This window comes from Psychrobacillus sp. FSL K6-2836, from assembly GCF_038003085.1.
GTDB lineage: Bacteria > Bacillota > Bacilli > Bacillales_A > Planococcaceae > Psychrobacillus.
In genome coordinates, this window is record NZ_JBBOOM010000001.1 from 1844267 (window position 1) to 1861742 (window position 17476).

16 protein-coding genes, 1 pseudogene and 1 riboswitch are annotated in these 17476 nt (G+C 35.7%); of the genes and pseudogenes, 3 read left to right on the forward strand and 14 right to left on the reverse strand.

All coding sequences use genetic code 11. From position 1 onward, the window contains the following. Nucleotides 1–176: 176 nt before the first annotated feature. From MKY37_RS08535 to MKY37_RS08550, 4 genes are all read right to left on the reverse strand, one after another. The gene (locus MKY37_RS08535) at nt 177–1775 is read right to left on the reverse strand and encodes a M20/M25/M40 family metallo-hydrolase (RefSeq protein WP_340775950.1); all 1599 of its coding nucleotides are present in this window, start codon (nt 1773–1775) and stop codon (nt 177–179) included. Between the two features lie 67 nt (nt 1776–1842). Next, complete coding sequence (locus MKY37_RS08540) at nt 1843–3267, reverse strand: amino acid permease (RefSeq protein ID WP_340775952.1); 1425 nt, start codon at nt 3265–3267, stop codon at nt 1843–1845. Nucleotides 3268–3358: 91 nt separating this feature from the next. Then, nucleotides 3359–4126 carry a dimethylarginine dimethylaminohydrolase family protein gene (locus MKY37_RS08545; protein ID WP_093496679.1) on the reverse strand — a complete coding sequence of 256 codons (768 nt, stop codon included), beginning with the start codon at nt 4124–4126 and terminating at the stop codon, nt 3359–3361. 13 nt (nt 4127–4139) lie between these two features. Further along, entirely contained in the window at nt 4140–5012 is an 873-nt protein-coding gene (locus MKY37_RS08550) for a dimethylarginine dimethylaminohydrolase family protein (protein WP_093496678.1), read from the reverse strand. 150 nt (nt 5013–5162) lie between these two features. Here MKY37_RS08550 and MKY37_RS08555 point away from each other — a divergent pair, with 150 nt between their 5' ends. After that, entirely contained in the window at nt 5163–5900 is a 738-nt protein-coding gene (locus MKY37_RS08555; protein ID WP_340775955.1) for an IclR family transcriptional regulator, read from the forward strand. Between the two features lie 482 nt (nt 5901–6382). Here the strand turns inward: MKY37_RS08555 and MKY37_RS08560 are convergent, their stop codons facing one another. The 6 genes from MKY37_RS08560 to queF form a co-directional block, all read right to left on the reverse strand. Continuing rightward, on the reverse strand, nt 6383–7006 hold the full coding sequence (locus tag MKY37_RS08560; protein WP_340775957.1) for a hypothetical protein: 624 nt from the start codon (nt 7004–7006) through the stop codon (nt 6383–6385). A gap of 175 nt (nt 7007–7181) precedes the next feature. Continuing rightward, a complete protein-coding gene (locus MKY37_RS08565) occupies nt 7182–7721 on the reverse strand; it encodes a VUT family protein (protein ID WP_340775959.1) in 540 nt (179 codons plus the stop codon). Nucleotides 7722–7767: 46 nt separating this feature from the next. Next, nucleotides 7768–8496, reverse strand: coding sequence for a 7-carboxy-7-deazaguanine synthase QueE (gene queE / locus MKY37_RS08570; RefSeq protein WP_340775962.1), 729 nt, complete (start codon nt 8494–8496; stop codon nt 7768–7770). After that, on the reverse strand, nt 8489–8962 hold the full coding sequence (gene queD, locus MKY37_RS08575; RefSeq protein ID WP_340775965.1) for a 6-carboxytetrahydropterin synthase QueD: 474 nt from the start codon (nt 8960–8962) through the stop codon (nt 8489–8491). Before queD ends, queE begins: the two co-directional genes overlap by 8 nt. A 3-nt stretch (nt 8963–8965) precedes the next feature. Further along, entirely contained in the window at nt 8966–9625 is a 660-nt protein-coding gene (gene queC, locus MKY37_RS08580) for a 7-cyano-7-deazaguanine synthase QueC (RefSeq protein WP_340775967.1), read from the reverse strand. 114 nt (nt 9626–9739) lie between these two features. Further along, on the reverse strand, nt 9740–10240 hold the full coding sequence (gene queF / locus MKY37_RS08585; protein WP_093061915.1) for a preQ(1) synthase: 501 nt from the start codon (nt 10238–10240) through the stop codon (nt 9740–9742). Between the two features lie 130 nt (nt 10241–10370). After that, nucleotides 10371–10417: riboswitch (PreQ1 riboswitch) on the reverse strand. 921 nt (nt 10418–11338) lie between these two features. Here queF and MKY37_RS08590 point away from each other — a divergent pair. Both MKY37_RS08590 and MKY37_RS08595 read left to right on the forward strand, forming a co-directional pair. Further along, the gene (locus MKY37_RS08590; RefSeq protein ID WP_340775975.1) at nt 11339–11755 is read left to right on the forward strand and encodes a (deoxy)nucleoside triphosphate pyrophosphohydrolase; all 417 of its coding nucleotides are present in this window, start codon (nt 11339–11341) and stop codon (nt 11753–11755) included. A 15-nt stretch (nt 11756–11770) separates the two neighbouring features. After that, nucleotides 11771–14659: a DEAD/DEAH box helicase gene (locus MKY37_RS08595; protein WP_340775976.1), complete on the forward strand. Its 2889-nt coding sequence runs from the start codon at nt 11771–11773 to the stop codon at nt 14657–14659. A gap of 170 nt (nt 14660–14829) precedes the next feature. Here MKY37_RS08595 and MKY37_RS08600 read toward each other — a convergent pair whose 3' ends face one another. The 4 genes and pseudogenes from MKY37_RS08600 to MKY37_RS08615 all read right to left on the reverse strand — a co-directional run bounded on the left by MKY37_RS08600 (nt 14830) and on the right by MKY37_RS08615 (nt 17473). Then, nucleotides 14830–15096: a hypothetical protein gene (locus MKY37_RS08600; protein WP_340775979.1), complete on the reverse strand. Its 267-nt coding sequence runs from the start codon at nt 15094–15096 to the stop codon at nt 14830–14832. A 261-nt stretch (nt 15097–15357) separates the two neighbouring features. Further along, nucleotides 15358–15438 (reverse strand): annotated as a pseudogene (locus tag MKY37_RS08605) (SMI1/KNR4 family protein); the annotation flags it as partial. After that, nucleotides 15438–16418, reverse strand: coding sequence for an alpha/beta fold hydrolase (locus MKY37_RS08610; RefSeq protein ID WP_340775982.1), 981 nt, complete (start codon nt 16416–16418; stop codon nt 15438–15440). The pseudogene MKY37_RS08605 and the gene MKY37_RS08610, both read right to left, overlap by 1 nt. Nucleotides 16419–17023: 605 nt before the next feature. After that, nucleotides 17024–17473, reverse strand: coding sequence for an SMI1/KNR4 family protein (locus tag MKY37_RS08615; RefSeq protein ID WP_340775984.1), 450 nt, complete (start codon nt 17471–17473; stop codon nt 17024–17026). Nucleotides 17474–17476: the final 3 nt, after the last annotated feature.

Below are 17476 nucleotides of genomic sequence, written 5' to 3' on the forward strand. Positions count from 1 at the left end.
CCTATCTATTAGACTTACCACTTTGAAAAAAGTTTTTAGAAAGTAAAGTAATGCCCCTGTGTAAAACACAAACGTGAAAGTTTCAGCATTCAAGTCTGTTACGAATTGTTTCTTACACAGAGTCGATTATAAACAAAAAAGTGACTCCATATATAGTTCTGGAGTCACTTTCCCTATTAATACAAGCTTTTCAATAATGTTTCTAGCATTACAGGCATTTCGACGAATGCACTGTCTACATGCAATCTTTCGGTTTTTTGATGCGCGTCTTTACCGAAAGGACCAACATTTAATATGGGACCTTTCAATTGTGCCATGTCTTCAAATGGGATACTGTATGTGTCTCCCCAAACCGGCGTGTTATTTTCGAAAGCTGTCCATCCATTGGAACCATCATCATAATTTACGTAACTTAAATCACAAATTCCGTTAAAGTAGTGGATTTGGTCGATTTTATTATTGAATGATTGCGCTGATTTCTTCATTAGCTCAACCGCTTCCACTATAAGCGGATCATTGGATGTATTGACTGCTGGATAGTAAGGTGGGGCGAATAGGATTACTGTCGCAGGAGCTAATTCTTGGCACTGGATCATCAGATTATCAACAATCCTCAATGATTTTTCACGATCGTCCCAATCTTCCTGCACAAGTGTCTCTTGTTTTAATCGTTCTACTTCTTCCGTTCCTAGTTTTTGATTTGCATAGAGAAGCAGTTGTTCATAACGAAGTACTTTGACTTCCCCTACACCTTTTACTCCCTCACGTTGGCATATCTTCTGATAGTCGGCATTTAAAGCACTCATCGCCTCTGTTGCCACTTGTTCAAAAAGATCCATCACTTCCGATGCAGTACGTTTAAATAAAAATACATTATACAATGATACTGCACGATATGGTGTTTGTGTAGAATAGGACAGCTTTAAATCTTTTTGCTGCAAGGAAACTGGAAGCGGAGTACTTTCTCCAAGATCCGTCTCACGGAATAATGAATTCCATTCCATACGTTGGGTCAAATAGGATGCAATATAGTTCGCCGTCATCCCTTTCATCGGTTCTCCAACATGCGTTTCTTTCCCATAAAATAAAGCGGCGGGCATAATTTTACCAATCGTTCCTGAATAAATATACTCCGCGATATCTGTTGGGTTTTGAGAAAACGATGGTTCACTATTCAAAAATAATTTATAAGTCAACCCAAATTCCTCACGAAGACGTACTAACTGAGTCACCGCTGCACGCATTCCTGCAGAATTCACTTCCTCATCCGGAACGGTCGTCAATACAAGATTGATCGGCCACTTCTCGACACTTGCTTTTTCTATCAATTGCATATGGAGAGCAAGCCCCATTTTCATGTCCATCGTGCCTCGACCAAACAAATACTTTCCAGTTTCTAAATCGATACGAGCTGATTCCGGTAAATCACTCGGATCTTCCATTAGCTTTTGCGTCAGCTCCTCTGGAAAATAAGCGAGTGGCTGCAAAGCACCATATTCCTCTGTTTGAACCGTATCAAAATGACTGATCAAAACGACCGTTTCAACAGCATCTGGATGTTTATACAATGCAGTTACCGCATATCTGCCCAGTCCTGCATCAAGCAACTGCAAATGACTCGGGTGTTCTTGAAAATACTTTAATTCTCTTAATTTATCCAATGTTTTTGGAGCAAAAGTAGTTTCACCTTCTGTTAAAGAAATACTGTCCCAACTAACTAATTCGCATAACAACGTCCTAAGCTTTTCTGATGTACTCCATAATAATTGACTCATTAAAATTTCTCCTTTATTACTAATGCCCAACAAAACAGTAATTCTAAATATTCAGATAACAAAGATTTTAATTCTCTTGAACCACGTTACTATTTGTTAATTCTGCTTTATTATTTTTCTTTTCTAATCTCAATTTGTAGAATAGCATACAGGCGATGAAAAACCCTACTCCATAATAAAGGCCTACGCGCTGTGTCGGATCAAACGCTAAAAATACTAATATCAGTAAACAAAACGCAATACAGATTATCGGAACTAATGGATAGAAGCGAACTTTATAACCTAAATCATCCAGTTTTCCACCATTCTTCATATACTGGCGACGAAACATTAATTGAGATGCCGCAATTCCCATCCATGAAATAGTAACTGAAATCCCTGCGATCGACATCAATAAAACGAATACTGTATCTGCCTGCATTACACTTGTTAATAATGATAGTAAAGAAAAAGCCATCGTAAATATTAAAGCAGTAAGTGGAACTTTTCGTTTAGATAAACGACCGAATATCTTTGGGGCCATACCTTCCTTTGCCATCGACCACAATAAACGGGTTGAAGCATATAGACATGAATTCCCTACTGACAAAATTGCAGTTAAAATAACAAAATTCATAATACTACCAGCATACGGTATACCCGCTAAATTCATTAAAGTAACAAATGGACTTTCAAGCAGCCCAAGTTCGGATGCTGGGAAAATAGCAGATAATACAATAATAGAAGCAATATAAAACACGACGATTCTAAAAATAATTGTTCGAATAGCTTTTGGGATATTCTTTTCTGGATTTTCCGTTTCTCCTGCTGCAATACCTACTAACTCAGAACCTTGGTAGGAGAAGATAACATTCATCATTGTAACAAAAACAATAGCAATCCCTGCTGGAAACAGTCCTGTAGGTGCTAAGTTAGTCGCAAATGGCGTTGCTCTTTCTTCCAATGGAATAAGGCCAAAAATTGCTGCAGCCCCAATGATTATAAACAGAACTACCGCCACTACCTTAATGCCCGCAAACCAAAATTCCGCTTCAGCAAAAGCTTTAGTTGTCAGCGCATTCAAAGCAAATAATAAAACCATGAAAATTGCACACCAAATCCAGATTGGAACATCTGGGAACCAATGCTGCATTAGTATGCCCGCAGCGGTAAACTCGACACCAGCCGTAGCAGCCGAGCCTACAAAATACATCCATCCAAGTGAAAATCCTGCAGATGGACTAATAAATCGCGTCGCATAAGTTTGAAAAGAACCTGTTACCGGCATATGAACAGCAAGCTCTCCAAGACAGATCATTACCATATACAAGATTAACCCACCAAATAGATAACCAAGTATAGCCCCTCCTGGACCTGCCTGATTAATCGTATAACCTGCATTTAAAAATAATCCAGTCCCAATTACCCCACCAAGTGACAACATAAGTAAATGACGGCTTTTCATCGAGCGGTTTAATACATTTTGTTGTGCTGAATCGCTATTATTAGACATACTATTCCCTCCCCCTTGTTATCTCTTTAACTTAATCTAATGCGCTTATTATTTCTGATTATTACGGGTGGCTGGCACCCGTAATAATTCGTTAGAATCTCAATGATAGGCAACTAAGACCGCCGTCTTGCTTACGAACTTCAGACATATCAAGTTCAATTGTTTCATAGCCAGCTTCGTTGATTTTGCGTTTTGTTTCGCTGTAGCCTTCTGGAATAATTACATATTCGTTTACACGAATGCAGTTTGCTGAGTATTCATCTTCATTAGTTATAATGATTTTGTCGTATGATTCAAAAGCTGGATGATCGACAAATTCACCTGCAACGACCATTTTGTTATTCCCTAAATATGCGATACCAGTTTTCAAATGGAAGAATTTTTGTAACGGGATGATTGTTGCTTCAAAACCTTCGCCTTCTAAAATTTCTTTTAACTGATGTGCACCTTCTTCATTGGTACGTTCAGAAATTCCAATATAGAATTTATTGTCCGCTTGAAGAATATCTCCACCATCAAGTGTTCCAGGTGATTTTATATAATGAAACTTCTTATAAAAATCTTTTAAAGCGCTTTCAATTTCAACAATTTCTCCATTTCTAGATTCCGCTCCCGGATTTGTAACAACAGCAAATCCAGATGTCAGCACTGCAGCATCTTCTACAAACGTCGAATCTGGGAATTCTTCACTTGCTGAAAGCAGTGTTACCTCTACTCCACATTTTTTTAGTGCCTCCACGTAAGCCTTATGCTGAACTAATAGTTTTTCATAATCCGGTTTCCCAAGATCGGAAGTTGTTAATCCTTCTACGTAGCTTTTACCTGGCGTTTTTGCAATTACATTTTGAAATTTACTCATTTCATGTTCCCCCTTAATTTCTAATAACTGGACTTGTTAGACATGTTGGACCACCAGTACCTAATACACTGATTTCTCGTCCTTTGTATTCATAAACTGTTGCTCCCGCATCAAGCAATTGCTGTTTCGTCGATTCATTGCCTTCGACTATTACACAAACACGTGGTGCAAGCGCTAGTACATTACATCCAAGATTATCGTATTCTGCTTTTGGTACCTCTACTAATTGAATACCACGCTCTATCAGTAACTGACGGAAAAATACTGGCATCAATGGTGAATGTACTGCTGCCAAATCTTTATCAACCATACTGATGAAAGACATCAAATGTAAGCATTCTGCTTCTCCTTGATCATGTGGAAGCTGCACTACGATGAACTCATCTACATATGGGGCTGTTATTTCTTTTAGTTGACGAATGGCTTCGTCGTTTGTACGATATCCGCGACCCACTACAAGAGTTTTATCATCTAACCAGACGATATCTCCACCGTCTGATACTGCTTCACCAGTTAACTCTCCAATAATCGGAATCTCTTTTTCTTGTAAAAAATCTTTATAAATGGCTGCTTCAGGCTGTCTTATTTTCTTGCCTGATTTTAAAATAATGGCACCAGCTGGCGTAAGTTTCACTGGGTCATGTGCGTAAATTGAATCTAAACCTACTTTGTCCGATTTCGGCAGATAATCGATTTGTGGTACATGCTTTTCTAAAATTTCGATGAATGTTTTATATTCACGCACCGCTTCTTCAAAATTAGGTTCTTCTAGGTAATTGAATGATCTCCACTTATCCGATAAGTGTTCTTGACTAATAAAAGCTTCGTTCGGATGCTTTACAATTACTCTCTCTAATTTTTTATACATAGATGAGTTAAAAGACATTTCTACTCCTCCTTTTCCGCATATCGGAAAACGTTTCTGAATAGCGGAAATATTATATTTAAAATATATGCGTTTCATGATATGATGTCAATATATTTCGAATATTTAAATGCTGTTTTTTCGAACAATATAAAATAGGCGGTGATTCATATGCAATCCATTACTCGCGCGATGTCTGTTGCAAAGGTTTTAGTAGCACATGCAAATGATAAAGGAATAAGTATTTCTGAGCTTTCCAAACAATGTGAGCTCCCACTGAGCACGATGCATAGATTATTACAAGCGATGATTAAACAAAGCATGGTAGAGCAAGATGAGCACTCCAAGTTGTACCGTCTTGGCATGGTTTGGTTAGAGTATGGTCTACAAGTGTACGATACGATAGACTACGTCAGTAAAGTCAGACCAGAGCTAGAACGCTTGTCTAAAGAAGTAGAAGAGAGTGTCTATTTAAGCAAACCTGTTGGGATAGAAGCAATGATTGTAGAAAGAATTGATAGCGAAAATAATCCAATCCGAATATACGACCAACTAGGATTGCGTATTCCATTGCACATCGGTGCTGCCAACAAATCAATACTTGCAGCCATGCCTAGTTCCCAATCAGAAAGTATATTGTCACAGCTTTTACCAGCAGGAGAAATCCCCAACTTTTCACAAACACTTAGCCAGATTACGAAGCAGGGATATGCAATAAGTCACTCTGAACGAACCGAAGGCACTTCTTCAGTCGCAGTCTCTATCAAGGACAGTCTTGGACAAATCATCGGTGCCATAAGCGTTGGTGTCGTCAGCTTCAACCTAACGGAAGAACGACTCGCATTCTTAACAAGTAAAATAATCGAAACCGGTAATAATATTTCCGCTAAACTAAAATCTAGTAACTGAAATCAGATACAGGATCCCTTTAGTGTCTTTGGTCGCTGACTAACTGGAATAAAATGAAAAAAAGAGTAGCCGTCTTATTCGACAATCACTCTTTCTATATAACAGCATTAGAAAATGACTCTGCGCAAGAAACAAACATAATTGTTTCTTGCACAAGGCGATTTTTAAAAAATTAAATTCCAAACAAAAAAGAGTGACCCCTAAGGACCACTCTTTTTTGTGCTGTCATAGCTGCTCGGAGGGGAAGAAAGGAAGTTTCAAATCCTTTGGCACCTGTTACCCGAGATTTTATAGATTTTTTATCGCTGAATATTGAACGTTAGGATATAAGAGAGTTGATGGTTAAGCTTTTAATTTTAAAGGTTGAGCTTTAAGCTTTATAGCCATACGCAAATGTTGATTGTAAGAGCAGGGATTAACCCAGACCCTGCAAACGGGGAAACTTTTTTCTTTTTCACTATAACAGCAAGTTTTTAAACTATTTATTGTTTAATAGTGATTAACGTGCGTGCATTAATTTCACTTAGTGCTACATCCACGTCATCTTCAAAAGATTCGATATCTAGAGCCATTTTTGTCGCAATTTCTTTTACATGAATTGGATCAATCAGTTTCGTTTCCTCGGATTCCCAAAATAACTTTTTGTAGCCTTCAACCGCAGTTAAATCGGTTTTACCATCTTTAGAAATCATATTATTTAACTGAGTATCTAATCTATCTTGGGCAATTTCGTTATTAACTTCTACTTTTTCTTGAGACTGAGCATAATCGGTATTCATTTTACGAAGGAGTGTTTTTTCGATTTCAATAAAGTTTTTACGCTCAATCGCGTCGGCCACCGTCATTTTTACTCCAGAAACTTCAACTATAGTTGTTGCATTCGATTCTACAATCGATTTTTTGATTTGCTTTCTGCGATCCATCAAATCCTTTATAGATTGTATACTTTCTTTTGCTTCCTTTTCAAACTCATCAACTGTCTTAAAACCACGAATATTCTCTTTCGGTTTTTTTGACGCCGCGAAAGTCGTTTCGTTAATCTTCTTTAAGATGCGTGCATCCAATGTCTTTAACTCACGCAAAGCTTTTGTAATAGAAATTTCCATCGGCGTTTCACTCCTCAGTTGTCTCTTTATCGTAATTATTAGTCTACTGGAGATTACTAGGCTATTCAAGTAATAGCTTTCCACGTAATGATGATTCCCAAAACTAAACTTCTAACCTAACAAATAGCCTTCCAAATCTATGGAAGGCTAAAATAAATATTACATTTTTATATAGTCATTCAGAAAGTAAACGCTTTTCCTTTATTACATAAACCTGATTCAAAATCAGTGCCCCAATCATCTGGATCACGGTTTTCACAATAATTTGCCCTACAATCGCAGCTGGTACTGCTTCCCATGGAAGAAAATTCGCTCCAAGAGGACTCAAGCCAATTATTACAAAAATCACGGAATCCAGGAATCCTCCCACAATACCACTATAGAAGACACGCCAAGCCATTGGTAGTTTTAGTCTTGTGTAAATCTCTGTATCTGCTGTTTCAGCTACAACAAAGGAAATGGCTGAAGCAAGTACAATTAATAGAGTATCCCCTAACATAAATGATGCTAATGCAGAAAATGCTAAAGCTACAAAAATGAATAAGTATGTCTTCGCTCTACCGTATTTGTTTTGCACAAGATCCCTAAAAATGAAGGTAGCTCCTATTAACAGCGTTCCCATAGGGACAATGAACATGCCAAGCTGTAATGGTGCAAAAGCTGCGGTTACGACATTAGCAGTCACAATAGATATTAAATAAAATAAAATTCTCATGATGTTACTCCTTTAGTTAAATTAAATACAGTTTTACGGCTGACCACTATACGCCTCTTTTATTTCCCCAAACAAGGGCGTGCAGCTGTGGCAGTACTTTGACATCTCTTAATTCTTCATCCTCAATCACCCAGTCGATCAGCTCTTGGTATTTCTTTAATAAATGGCTGATTAGCTGTGGGTTGTCAGTCGTCGTGATATCATCATTACCAATCTGGAGATAAAAAGGGATTGTCGGGTATCGAAGGTGAACTTGCTTGGCATATTCATAATCCTCTTTATTGAAAACGACTATTTTGAGGGATGTATGCTGCTCGCTATTTCGATTGTTAAGCTTTTCGATGATATCCGAAAGCACAGAAAATTCCGTGATCATTCCGGAACTGGGAGGCTTTGGTGAAATCGTCAGTTCATCGATATCATACAGCCACTCCTGCCATCTGCTTCCCTGTGTCTCCACTCCGATCTTTATGTCGTTTTCCTTTAAAATAGCAATAAGTGCATCCAAGTTTCGAAGGAGTGCCGGATTTCCACCCGAAACCGTGACAAAAGAAAAACCACTGCCTCCAAGACGTTTTAACTCAGACCAAATCTCTTCTGCAGTCATTTGGACAATGAGATGCTTACCACTACCATCCCATGTAAACGATGAATCACACCAAGAACAGGAATAATCACAGCCTGCAGTCCGCACAAACATTGTTTTCTGGCCCACTACCATTCCCTCGCCTTGAATCGTCGGTCCAAAAATCTCCATAATGGGTACCTTACTCAACTTCCATCCACTCCCGTCTTGCTTCAGCATAGCTTGTCGGAGTTTCATACAGCCTGATAAATTCTACACGTGCCCCATTAAATCGTTGCTCATCAAGCAAATGTTCAGACAACTTCCCGTAAATCCAGACAACGATATTCTCTGCCGTCGTATTCATCGTTGGAAGGGTTTCATTCAAATAACGATGATCCAAATATATCTCTATCTTTTGTTTCCATATTTCTTTTATATCGCCAAAATCAATCATCAAACCGCAGTCATCCGTGTATCCACTCAATCCTAATACGGCACGATACGTATGGCCGTGCAGATTTTTACATTTCCCCTCATAATTATGTAAATGGTGGGCAGCATCGAAGGTAAATTCCTTGCTCACGAGAACACGCTTTGAATGATACTTTAATTGACTACTTTGAATATCTTCATCTATTTTTTGAAGCTTATCGACAATTCTAAAATCAGTCATGTCTTAGGACCCCTTCTTGAAGCTTAAATACTCATCAAGCCCTCTATTTCTCAGCTTACATGCTGGGCACTCCCCACAGCCATCCGCTATTACTCCGTTATAACAGGTCAACGTTTTCTCTCGGACAAACTCGAGTGCTCCAAGCTGATCTGCCAGCTCCCATGTTTGTGCTTTGTTCAACCACATTAGTGGTGTATCAATCACAAAGGTAGTATCCATAGAAAGATTTAGTGTTACGTTTAGGGATTTCACAAAAATATCTCGACAATCCGGATAGCCACTAAAATCAGTTTCACACACGCCAGTAACGATATGCTTTGCTCCTACCTGGCTCGCTAAAACACCGGCAAATGATAGAAAGAGCAAATTTCGACCTGGTACAAAAGTCGACGGCAATCCACCATCTTCTCCGTCCTCTACTTTTATGTCATCTCGTGTCAATGCATTCGGTGCAAGCTGATTTAAAATCGACATATCCAGTATGTGATGCTTTACACCAAGCTCCTTAGCTATCTCCTTGGCACACTCGATTTCTAGATTATGTCTTTGCCTATAATCAAACGTCACTGCCTCAATCTCTTTAAAACGTTCTTTCGCCCAAAACAGACATGTCGTACTATCCTGTCCTCCACTAAACACAATAATTGCTTTTTCCTGCTTCATCCATAAAAACTCCCTTATAATGACAAAACAGCACCCTAAGAAGGAGTGCTGTGTCTTCTTAGTTTTTTTAAGAGGGTAGCTAATAACCTCTTCCTTCAATAAGGATTATTCTACTTAACGATTATCGATTTTTTCTGGATATAGATCATGGTTCATCAAACGAAAATCCGCCATCTCTACATATTTCGTCCCTGGTCTTCCATAGTTACACCACGGATCAATCGAAATACCTCCGCGTGGAGTGAATTTCCCCCAGACCTCAATATATCTTGGGTCTAGCAATTCAATTAAATCGTTCATGATGATGTTAACGCAGTCTTCATGGAAATCACCGTGATTTCTAAAGCTGAACAAATACAACTTCAACGATTTACTTTCTACAATTTTTTTATCCGGAATATACGAGATATACATCGTTGCAAAATCCGGTTGATTTGTAATTGGGCATAAACTTGTAAATTCTGGGCAGTTAAATTTAACAAAATAATCCCGAGTAGAATGAAGATTATCTACCGACTCCAATACTTCAGGTGCATAATCAAATGAATATTTTGTGCCTTGGTTACCTAACAATGTTAAATCCTTTAAACCTTCATCATGACTTCTTCCAGACATAATAAAAAACCTCCTATAAAAAATGTTTCCCAACACTTTCAAAAGAGGCTTCACAAACCAATCTATGCAAACAAAAGGATAAAAACAAAAAAAGCCACGTCCAAAGTATATGGACATGGCGAATAGTCATGTATCCATAGTTTTTTATAGAGGGTATAAGCTATGAACCTCTCCCGGTCAAGTACGGGTACTAAATCATAATATAGAATATTGACCAAAACGTCAAATAGACATTTTAGTCATTGAAACCACTTAAATCTTTTTTTAAGAGATTCGAAAACTTTTTTATAATATCATGCATAAATTCGAACTAGATTGACTATATTGTTAATAGAATAAGAGATTAAAGGAGGAGCAAAAATGAAACATCCAATTTATTTACCGGAACAATTACCAGAAACAACTGAAGAGTTATTGAAGCTAATATTACAAACTATCTTAACCTAGGAGAGATTTAGATTATCAAAGAGACTCGGAAACATTATAAAAGTAGATACCTCTACTTATGTGGAGATATCTACTTTTTGTTATTCATTCCGAACTAATCCAATTTGTATATCAATTGCCACCGTCGTAAATTACTATATATTCTTCCCAAGTTATTACTTTCACCAATCAGCCCCTACTACAATAATGTGCTCCATCAAAGATTCAAAATAAAATCCTTCATTCATTAGATTTCCGCCCTCGAGCTAAGCTGTGTAATTCATATTCCTTCCATACTTTTATCCGAAGATATTGGGTAACTAGCATTGTATCTAGCTTAAATCTGCTTATACATACAAAATTAAAGCTCTCCTCTTCAACATAATAACTAGTACAAAGACCATTACCCTCTATTAATATCCCCTTAGCCACAATTTCATCAGAATCATTTAAAAGTTGAATAACCGTTATTGCTATGTTGTAATTTGTAATTTGTAATTTCAATGGACCCTACCAATGCTTTTTACTAAATTGGATCGGAATCATTTTGATTTCGCTTAAAAGATCAAATACATAACAATCAGTAAATTCCAATCATTTGAAGTTTCTTGCTGCTCATCACTTTAAAATCAGCTATGATAAAGATATAAACTAAATTTAGGGTGGTAAATAATGAAAAAATTAGTCCACGTTGTCGGGGCAATTATTGAAAACGAGAAGAACGAAATATTTTGTGCGTTAAGAAGTCCGGTTATGTCACTTCCAAACCTTTGGGAATTCCCTGGTGGTAAAATTGAACTTGAAGAAACACCAGAACAAGCTTTACAACGGGAAATTACAGAAGAATTTAATTGTACAATTGAAGTTGGTCAAAAAGTTGAAGATACAACCTATGAATACGAAAAATTTATCGTTAGACTAGAAACGTATCAAGCAAAACTATTAGAAGGTATCCCTATTGCAAGGGAGCATGCTGACACGAGATGGGTAACTCGGGAAAACTTACATACACTTAATTTTGCAGCCGCTGATATTCCAGCAGTTGAAAAAGTAGCAAATGAAAAAAGTAGTTCGGAAAATCTGAAATGAAATGATGTGGTTTAAATGGATCAACTGATTCGCAAAATGAAGAATTCATTACATAAAGGTTTTATTGATCAAAATAATCCTGTATCAGGAAAGTTTAAGCCTAAGCTGCTATCAAATAAAGCTCATGAAAATGTTTTATCTACTCTTCTTCAAGAAATGAAAACATGCGAAACCTTCACTTTTTCCGTTGCCTTTATAACCGAGGGTGGACTAGCAACTTTAAAAACTATGCTATTCGACCTTCAGTTAAAGGGTATAAAAGGTCGTATTTTAACGTCTACTTTTTTAAATTTTAATCAACCCAAAATGTTTAAAGAACTACTAAAACTAGAAAATGTGGAAGTCCGTCTAACTGGTGTCAAAGGTTTCCACTCAAAAGGATATATATTCGAACACACAGACTATTATTCTTTAATAGTGGGAAGTTCTAACCTAACGGATAGTGCTTTAAAAGCTAACTATGAATGGAATGTCTATTTAACTTCTTTAGAAGATGGAGAAATCATCCATCACTTCAAAAATCAATTTGAAGAGGCTTGGAACGAGTCCATCCCTTTAACCGTAGAATGGATTAACAACTACAATTTGAATTATGAACAGCAGCCCTTCGTTAAACAGACAACCTCAAATGTATTTCAAGTGAACACAGAGTATCTAACAAACCAATTAGCAGATAGTCTAACTATTCAGCCAAATAAAATGCAAATTGATGCGCTGAAACAGTTAAAGACTCTCCGTGAAACCGGAGCTAAAAAGGGGTTAATTATCTCTGCTACCGGTACAGGAAAAACATATCTATCTGCTTTTGATGTTCGTAACTTTGCCCCTAAAAAAGTGCTCTTTGTCGTCCATCGAGAACAAATTTTAAAGAAGGCTCTTCAAGATTACCGAAAAATATTAGGTGGTCATGAAGATGAATTTGGAATTCTTTCAGGTAATTCAAAAGATACAAATGCAAGATACTTATTTGCCACAGTTCAAACACTATCCTCGCAACGGTATTTACAACAGTTCGCTAAAGAAGAATTTGACTATATTTTAATAGATGAAGTACATCGTGCAGGTGCAGATTCGTATCTGAATATTATTAATTACTTTGAACCTGATTTCTTACTTGGAATGACGGCCACTCCTGAACGAACGGACAGTTTTAATATTTTTGAACTCTTTGATTACAATATTGCTTATGAAATTCGACTTCAAGCTGCTCTTGAAGAAGAAATGCTTTGTCCATTCCATTACTTTGGCGTGACAGATTATGAGAGAAATGGTGAAATAATTGATGATACATCTACTTTGCAACATCTTGTATCACATGAACGCGTCCACCATATTCTTGAAAAAATTAAATACTATGGCTATTCCGGAAAGCATGTACGAGGTTTAATCTTCTGTAGCTCCAAGGCAGAAACACACGCATTATCGACAGTTTTAAATACCAAAGGTTTAAAAACTGTCGCACTTACAGGTGATAATTCACAACCTGAAAGAGAAGATGCTATTAGTAAATTAGAGCGATATGAACTAGATTATATTTTAACTGTAGATATTTTTAATGAAGGTATTGATATTCCATTTTTAAACCAAATTATCATGCTTCGCCAAACACAATCAAGTATAATTTTCATCCAGCAATTAGGACGTGGACTACGCAAGCATAATGAAAAAGAGTATGTAACTATTATTGATTTCATCGGAAACTATAAAAATAACTATTTGATCCCTATTGCCCTTTCTGGCGATCAATCCATGAACAAGGATAATGTCCGACGTAGAACGGTTAATACAGATTATATCCAAGGTGTTTCAACAATTAACTTTGAAGAGATTGCTAAAAAACGTATTTTTGATGCAATTGATAGTAAAAAGTTAAAATTGTACAATATGGAGTTTCTCACGACTCCTTACAAAGAATTAAAAAATAGATTGGGTAGAGTGCCCCTTCTAATTGATTTTATAAAGAATAATTCTATTGACCCGGAAGTAATCTTTGTAAAAAAGAAAAATTACCTTGATTTTTTAGTAAGTATGAATGAACCTGTAACAAATATAAATGATTATGAACAAGCAGTATTAACAATGTTTTCTCAAGAACTTATAAATGGCAAAAGAATTCATGAAGTTTTATTAGTTCAAAATCTAATAAAAATAGGTGAAATTTCTAAAACAGATTATCTAAAACTATTAAGTGATTATGGAACTTATATTGATGACGAGACGATTTTTTCAGTAGAAAATTTATTATCATTAAATTTTTTCGTAACAACTGCTCAGAAAAATTATGGTTCAAAACCAATAGTAATCTTAGCAAACGGAAAATATAAACTAAACAATGAACTACAGAAAAGCATAGAGAATGATCACTTCATGAAAATGTTGGAGGATATAATTCTATGTAGTTTTGAAAAGAATAAAAAATATAACAAACAGACTCCTTTGACTATATATGAAAAGTATTCTAGAAAAGACGTATGTAGAATTTTGAATTGGAGTAGTAATGAAGAAGGGACATTAAACGGCGGCAGAGTTAAAATGAATACCTGTCCTATCTTTGTAAACTATCATAAAACTAACGAAGAGAATTTAGAAGTGAAATATATGGACGAGTTCTTATCTACAGACATATTTAAATGGTGTTCAACTAAAAACAGAAAAATTACAGCTAAAGATATCGCACCAATAGTAAACTCTTCTGCAGCAAACATAAGTGTTCATTTGTTTGTAAAAAAACATAATGGTGAAGGAAAAGATTTCTATTACCTTGGTAAAGTTGTGGTAGATTCAGATAGTGCAGAAAACGATACTCTTATAGATAAAGGTAAAGTGTACAATGTTGCTACAATGAACATGATTCTAGAACAACCCGTACAGTACGATATATATCATTATTTAGTGGAAGAATAAAAATACGAACAAAGAGGAGTATCCTCACCAAAAATTCTTAACTGAGGATACTCTTTTATCTTAAAGTAATATTATTCTCAAAGATTATTAAGAGAAAATCCTACATTAAGGGGAGGAGTCAATCAACGATAAGTTGAGACTTTATATTTTATTGGTTAATAAACACCTTATTATAATTCTTTAAATAGTTTTTCTGCCTTATGCAATTCTCCTAATAACGGATGTTGGTAGTTATTATATCCATCCATGTATGCACGTACTCCACCACTAATATTTATTCCTTCTACGTCTTTGTTATTTTCTAAGATCTCTAATGCATCCTTATATCTTTTATATAAAAGCTGCAAAATTCCACTATTTATTTCATTTACATGATTTATTTGAAGATTATTTATTACTAGCTTTATTTGTTCGAGCAACTGCTGTTTCTTATCCATACCAAATTCTCATCCTCTTTAAAATGGTATACTCTCGCTTCAATTTTCTGGTAGTTTATGTTTTAAGATACTTTTCATTACCTTGTCGCCGATTTGGGTTTCTACAAAATCATGGAAATCTTTCCTTCCTTCTTGTATAGTATCCCTGATTAACTTAAATTTTCTTTACACAGGATCGAACCATAATTATAACCTTTAGTGTTTTCTATCAGTATCATCACAAGCATCACCTAAATTAGTGAAGTCACTTCTCAACAAACATCAATATTGACTCCTATTATTTATCAGACGTTCAAGTAAATCTGTAAACAAAGTTGCTATAACTTGTGACTCCCCCACAATCAATCATTTGCAAATGCATCGGTAAATTCATTAACATATTTACTCATTTCCTTGTATTGAGTCCAGTGCAGATAATGATGTCCTTCTAGAGGAACAATTTTATGTAAAGACACATTACGTAATTCCGATTGATAAAAAGTAATATTTGATTTTCCTTCCTCATTCACTTTTTTATCGTTTGTCGTAAAAATCATAACAGACATATCTGAAGGAAACATTAAATTACGCGTTTTTTTAATGTTATTATTTATTTCATTTGCTTCATTTACTACATTTTTGTTATACCCTCTCTGTACAGAAAGGATTTTGGTCATTTTTAAATTTTTTTCTGAATAAGTTCCTTCGTCTGCTAAAGGAAGGAAGTCTTCTGGACTTAAATTTAATGCCAATCTCGCAATTCCCGTGGGGGCGATGTAACTCATATACTTGGGCATTGTTGGAACAGATTCATCAAAATACTCTAAGGCATTAGGTAAGGTGGGATCGATTCCTATAATAGCTTTAATTTCCTCTGGATATTTATTTGCATAATACATACTATAGACCCCGGAAATAGAATGGGGCATCAATATATATGGCCCTTCGATATTCGATTTTATTAAAGCTGTTCTTAGTTCCTGTACTAAACTCTCCACTGTTCGATCCTTATCTGTTAGGTCGCTCCAACCATAACCAAAAGGCTCTACCACAACAACCTTATTTCTTTTTGACATCTCATCAATTAATGGCTCAAAATCCAATACAGGTGCTACCGTACCTAAACCACTTAACAAAACAATTGTATTTGGCCCCTCTCCTTTTGTATACACGTGCATATTCTTTCCATCCACCTCAACTAATTTATCTAATGCTGGGTAACTCTTTTGTTCATATGCGACCATAACTTGATGGAAAGCAACCCAAATAAGGAATAATGCAGCTAATGCTAATACTATGTTTCTAATAATAATTCGAAATCTAAACCTCTTCTTGGTTTTCACTTTCCCCACTGCTTTCTTATTAAATTTGCCCCTAGATTCAAGACCAAAATCTTTCTATCTTTATATTACGATAAATATTTTTTTTAGTTTCAATCCTCCATTTTTTTGACCAATAATAAAGCGAGGGGAATTCCCCTCGCTTTCCTTTTTTGTACAATTGCTAGCTCGATTAAGAAAGAAGAGTTTTGTATATTTCTCGTCTGCAATTTCTTAGGTTGACTGAATTTGTTTAGCTTTTTGATAAGTTTTAATAATCATTTTTATATTTAATTTATTGTTTCATCGTCACGAGCTTTGACATTCTCGTTAGTTTAGCCACGCTTCCATGCGTACCTAATTCTTAATATCATCTCGCCCATTTCTCATCCTTTTTTATTGTCCCTGTATATAATCAAACTCCATGATGGTACTACCTTCATGAGCTATTGATTTTACAAAACATTATTAATGTAATTTCCTTTTCTTAAAACTCTCAACAAAAAAGCACTTGTTGCCTATTAAACAATCAAGTGCTTTATAACTAGCTGTATAATGTTATTCATTGTTAATACTTCTTTTTATTCTTCAGTGTCCTCATATAAGTTATCCAAGAATTCATCAAATAATTAAGCTTCGTACAAACTATTGAGGAATAATGTGAAGTTTTCTGAAATTAAATTAACGTAATCATTTTTTAACTCATTATCCTCTTCAAAGTAATCCATATCACAAAAATACACTTTATCCTGCTCACTAATTGTTAAACAAATCAAACTGTCAGCAGGATCTACACCAATAGGAATTAAATTAGAAGGGACTATCTTGTTTGTACAATATTTCTCATAAAAGCTCTCTAGATTTGAATCTGTTTCTTTCGATAAAGGTAGAAACAACATTACTGAGGACGTAATAGTTCCATCTGCTGTCTTAAATCTTCTTTTTACTGGTTTACCACCGTTATTGAGAAGCAAAAACCTCTTATAATTTTCTGGCAGATTTATACCATATTCATTCTCGAATGCCTCAATATCTTGACTAACTAATGGTTTATATGAAAATTCGAAATTTAATTCCAATTA

Coding starts and splice junctions, on each gene's coding strand:
- MKY37_RS08535 (WP_340775950.1), bottom strand. CDS start 1,775: ATGAGTCAATTATTATGGAGTACATCAGAAAAGCTTAGGACGTTGTTA.
- MKY37_RS08540 (WP_340775952.1), bottom strand. CDS start 3,267: ATGTCTAATAATAGCGATTCAGCACAACAAAATGTATTAAACCGCTCG.
- MKY37_RS08545 (WP_093496679.1), bottom strand. CDS start 4,126: ATGAGTAAATTTCAAAATGTAATTGCAAAAACGCCAGGTAAAAGCTAC.
- MKY37_RS08550 (WP_093496678.1), bottom strand. CDS start 5,012: ATGTCTTTTAACTCATCTATGTATAAAAAATTAGAGAGAGTAATTGTA.
- MKY37_RS08555 (WP_340775955.1), top strand. CDS start 5,163: ATGCAATCCATTACTCGCGCGATGTCTGTTGCAAAGGTTTTAGTAGCA.
- MKY37_RS08560 (WP_340775957.1), bottom strand. CDS start 7,006: ATGGAAATTTCTATTACAAAAGCTTTGCGTGAGTTAAAGACATTGGAT.
- MKY37_RS08565 (WP_340775959.1), bottom strand. CDS start 7,721: ATGAGAATTTTATTTTATTTAATATCTATTGTGACTGCTAATGTCGTA.
- queD (WP_340775965.1), bottom strand. CDS start 8,962: ATGACTGATTTTAGAATTGTCGATAAGCTTCAAAAAATAGATGAAGAT.
- queC (WP_340775967.1), bottom strand. CDS start 9,625: ATGAAGCAGGAAAAAGCAATTATTGTGTTTAGTGGAGGACAGGATAGT.
- queF (WP_093061915.1), bottom strand. CDS start 10,240: ATGTCTGGAAGAAGTCATGATGAAGGTTTAAAGGATTTAACATTGTTA.
- MKY37_RS08590 (WP_340775975.1), top strand. CDS start 11,339: ATGAAAAAATTAGTCCACGTTGTCGGGGCAATTATTGAAAACGAGAAG.
- MKY37_RS08595 (WP_340775976.1), top strand. CDS start 11,771: ATGGATCAACTGATTCGCAAAATGAAGAATTCATTACATAAAGGTTTT.
- MKY37_RS08600 (WP_340775979.1), bottom strand. CDS start 15,096: ATGGATAAGAAACAGCAGTTGCTCGAACAAATAAAGCTAGTAATAAAT.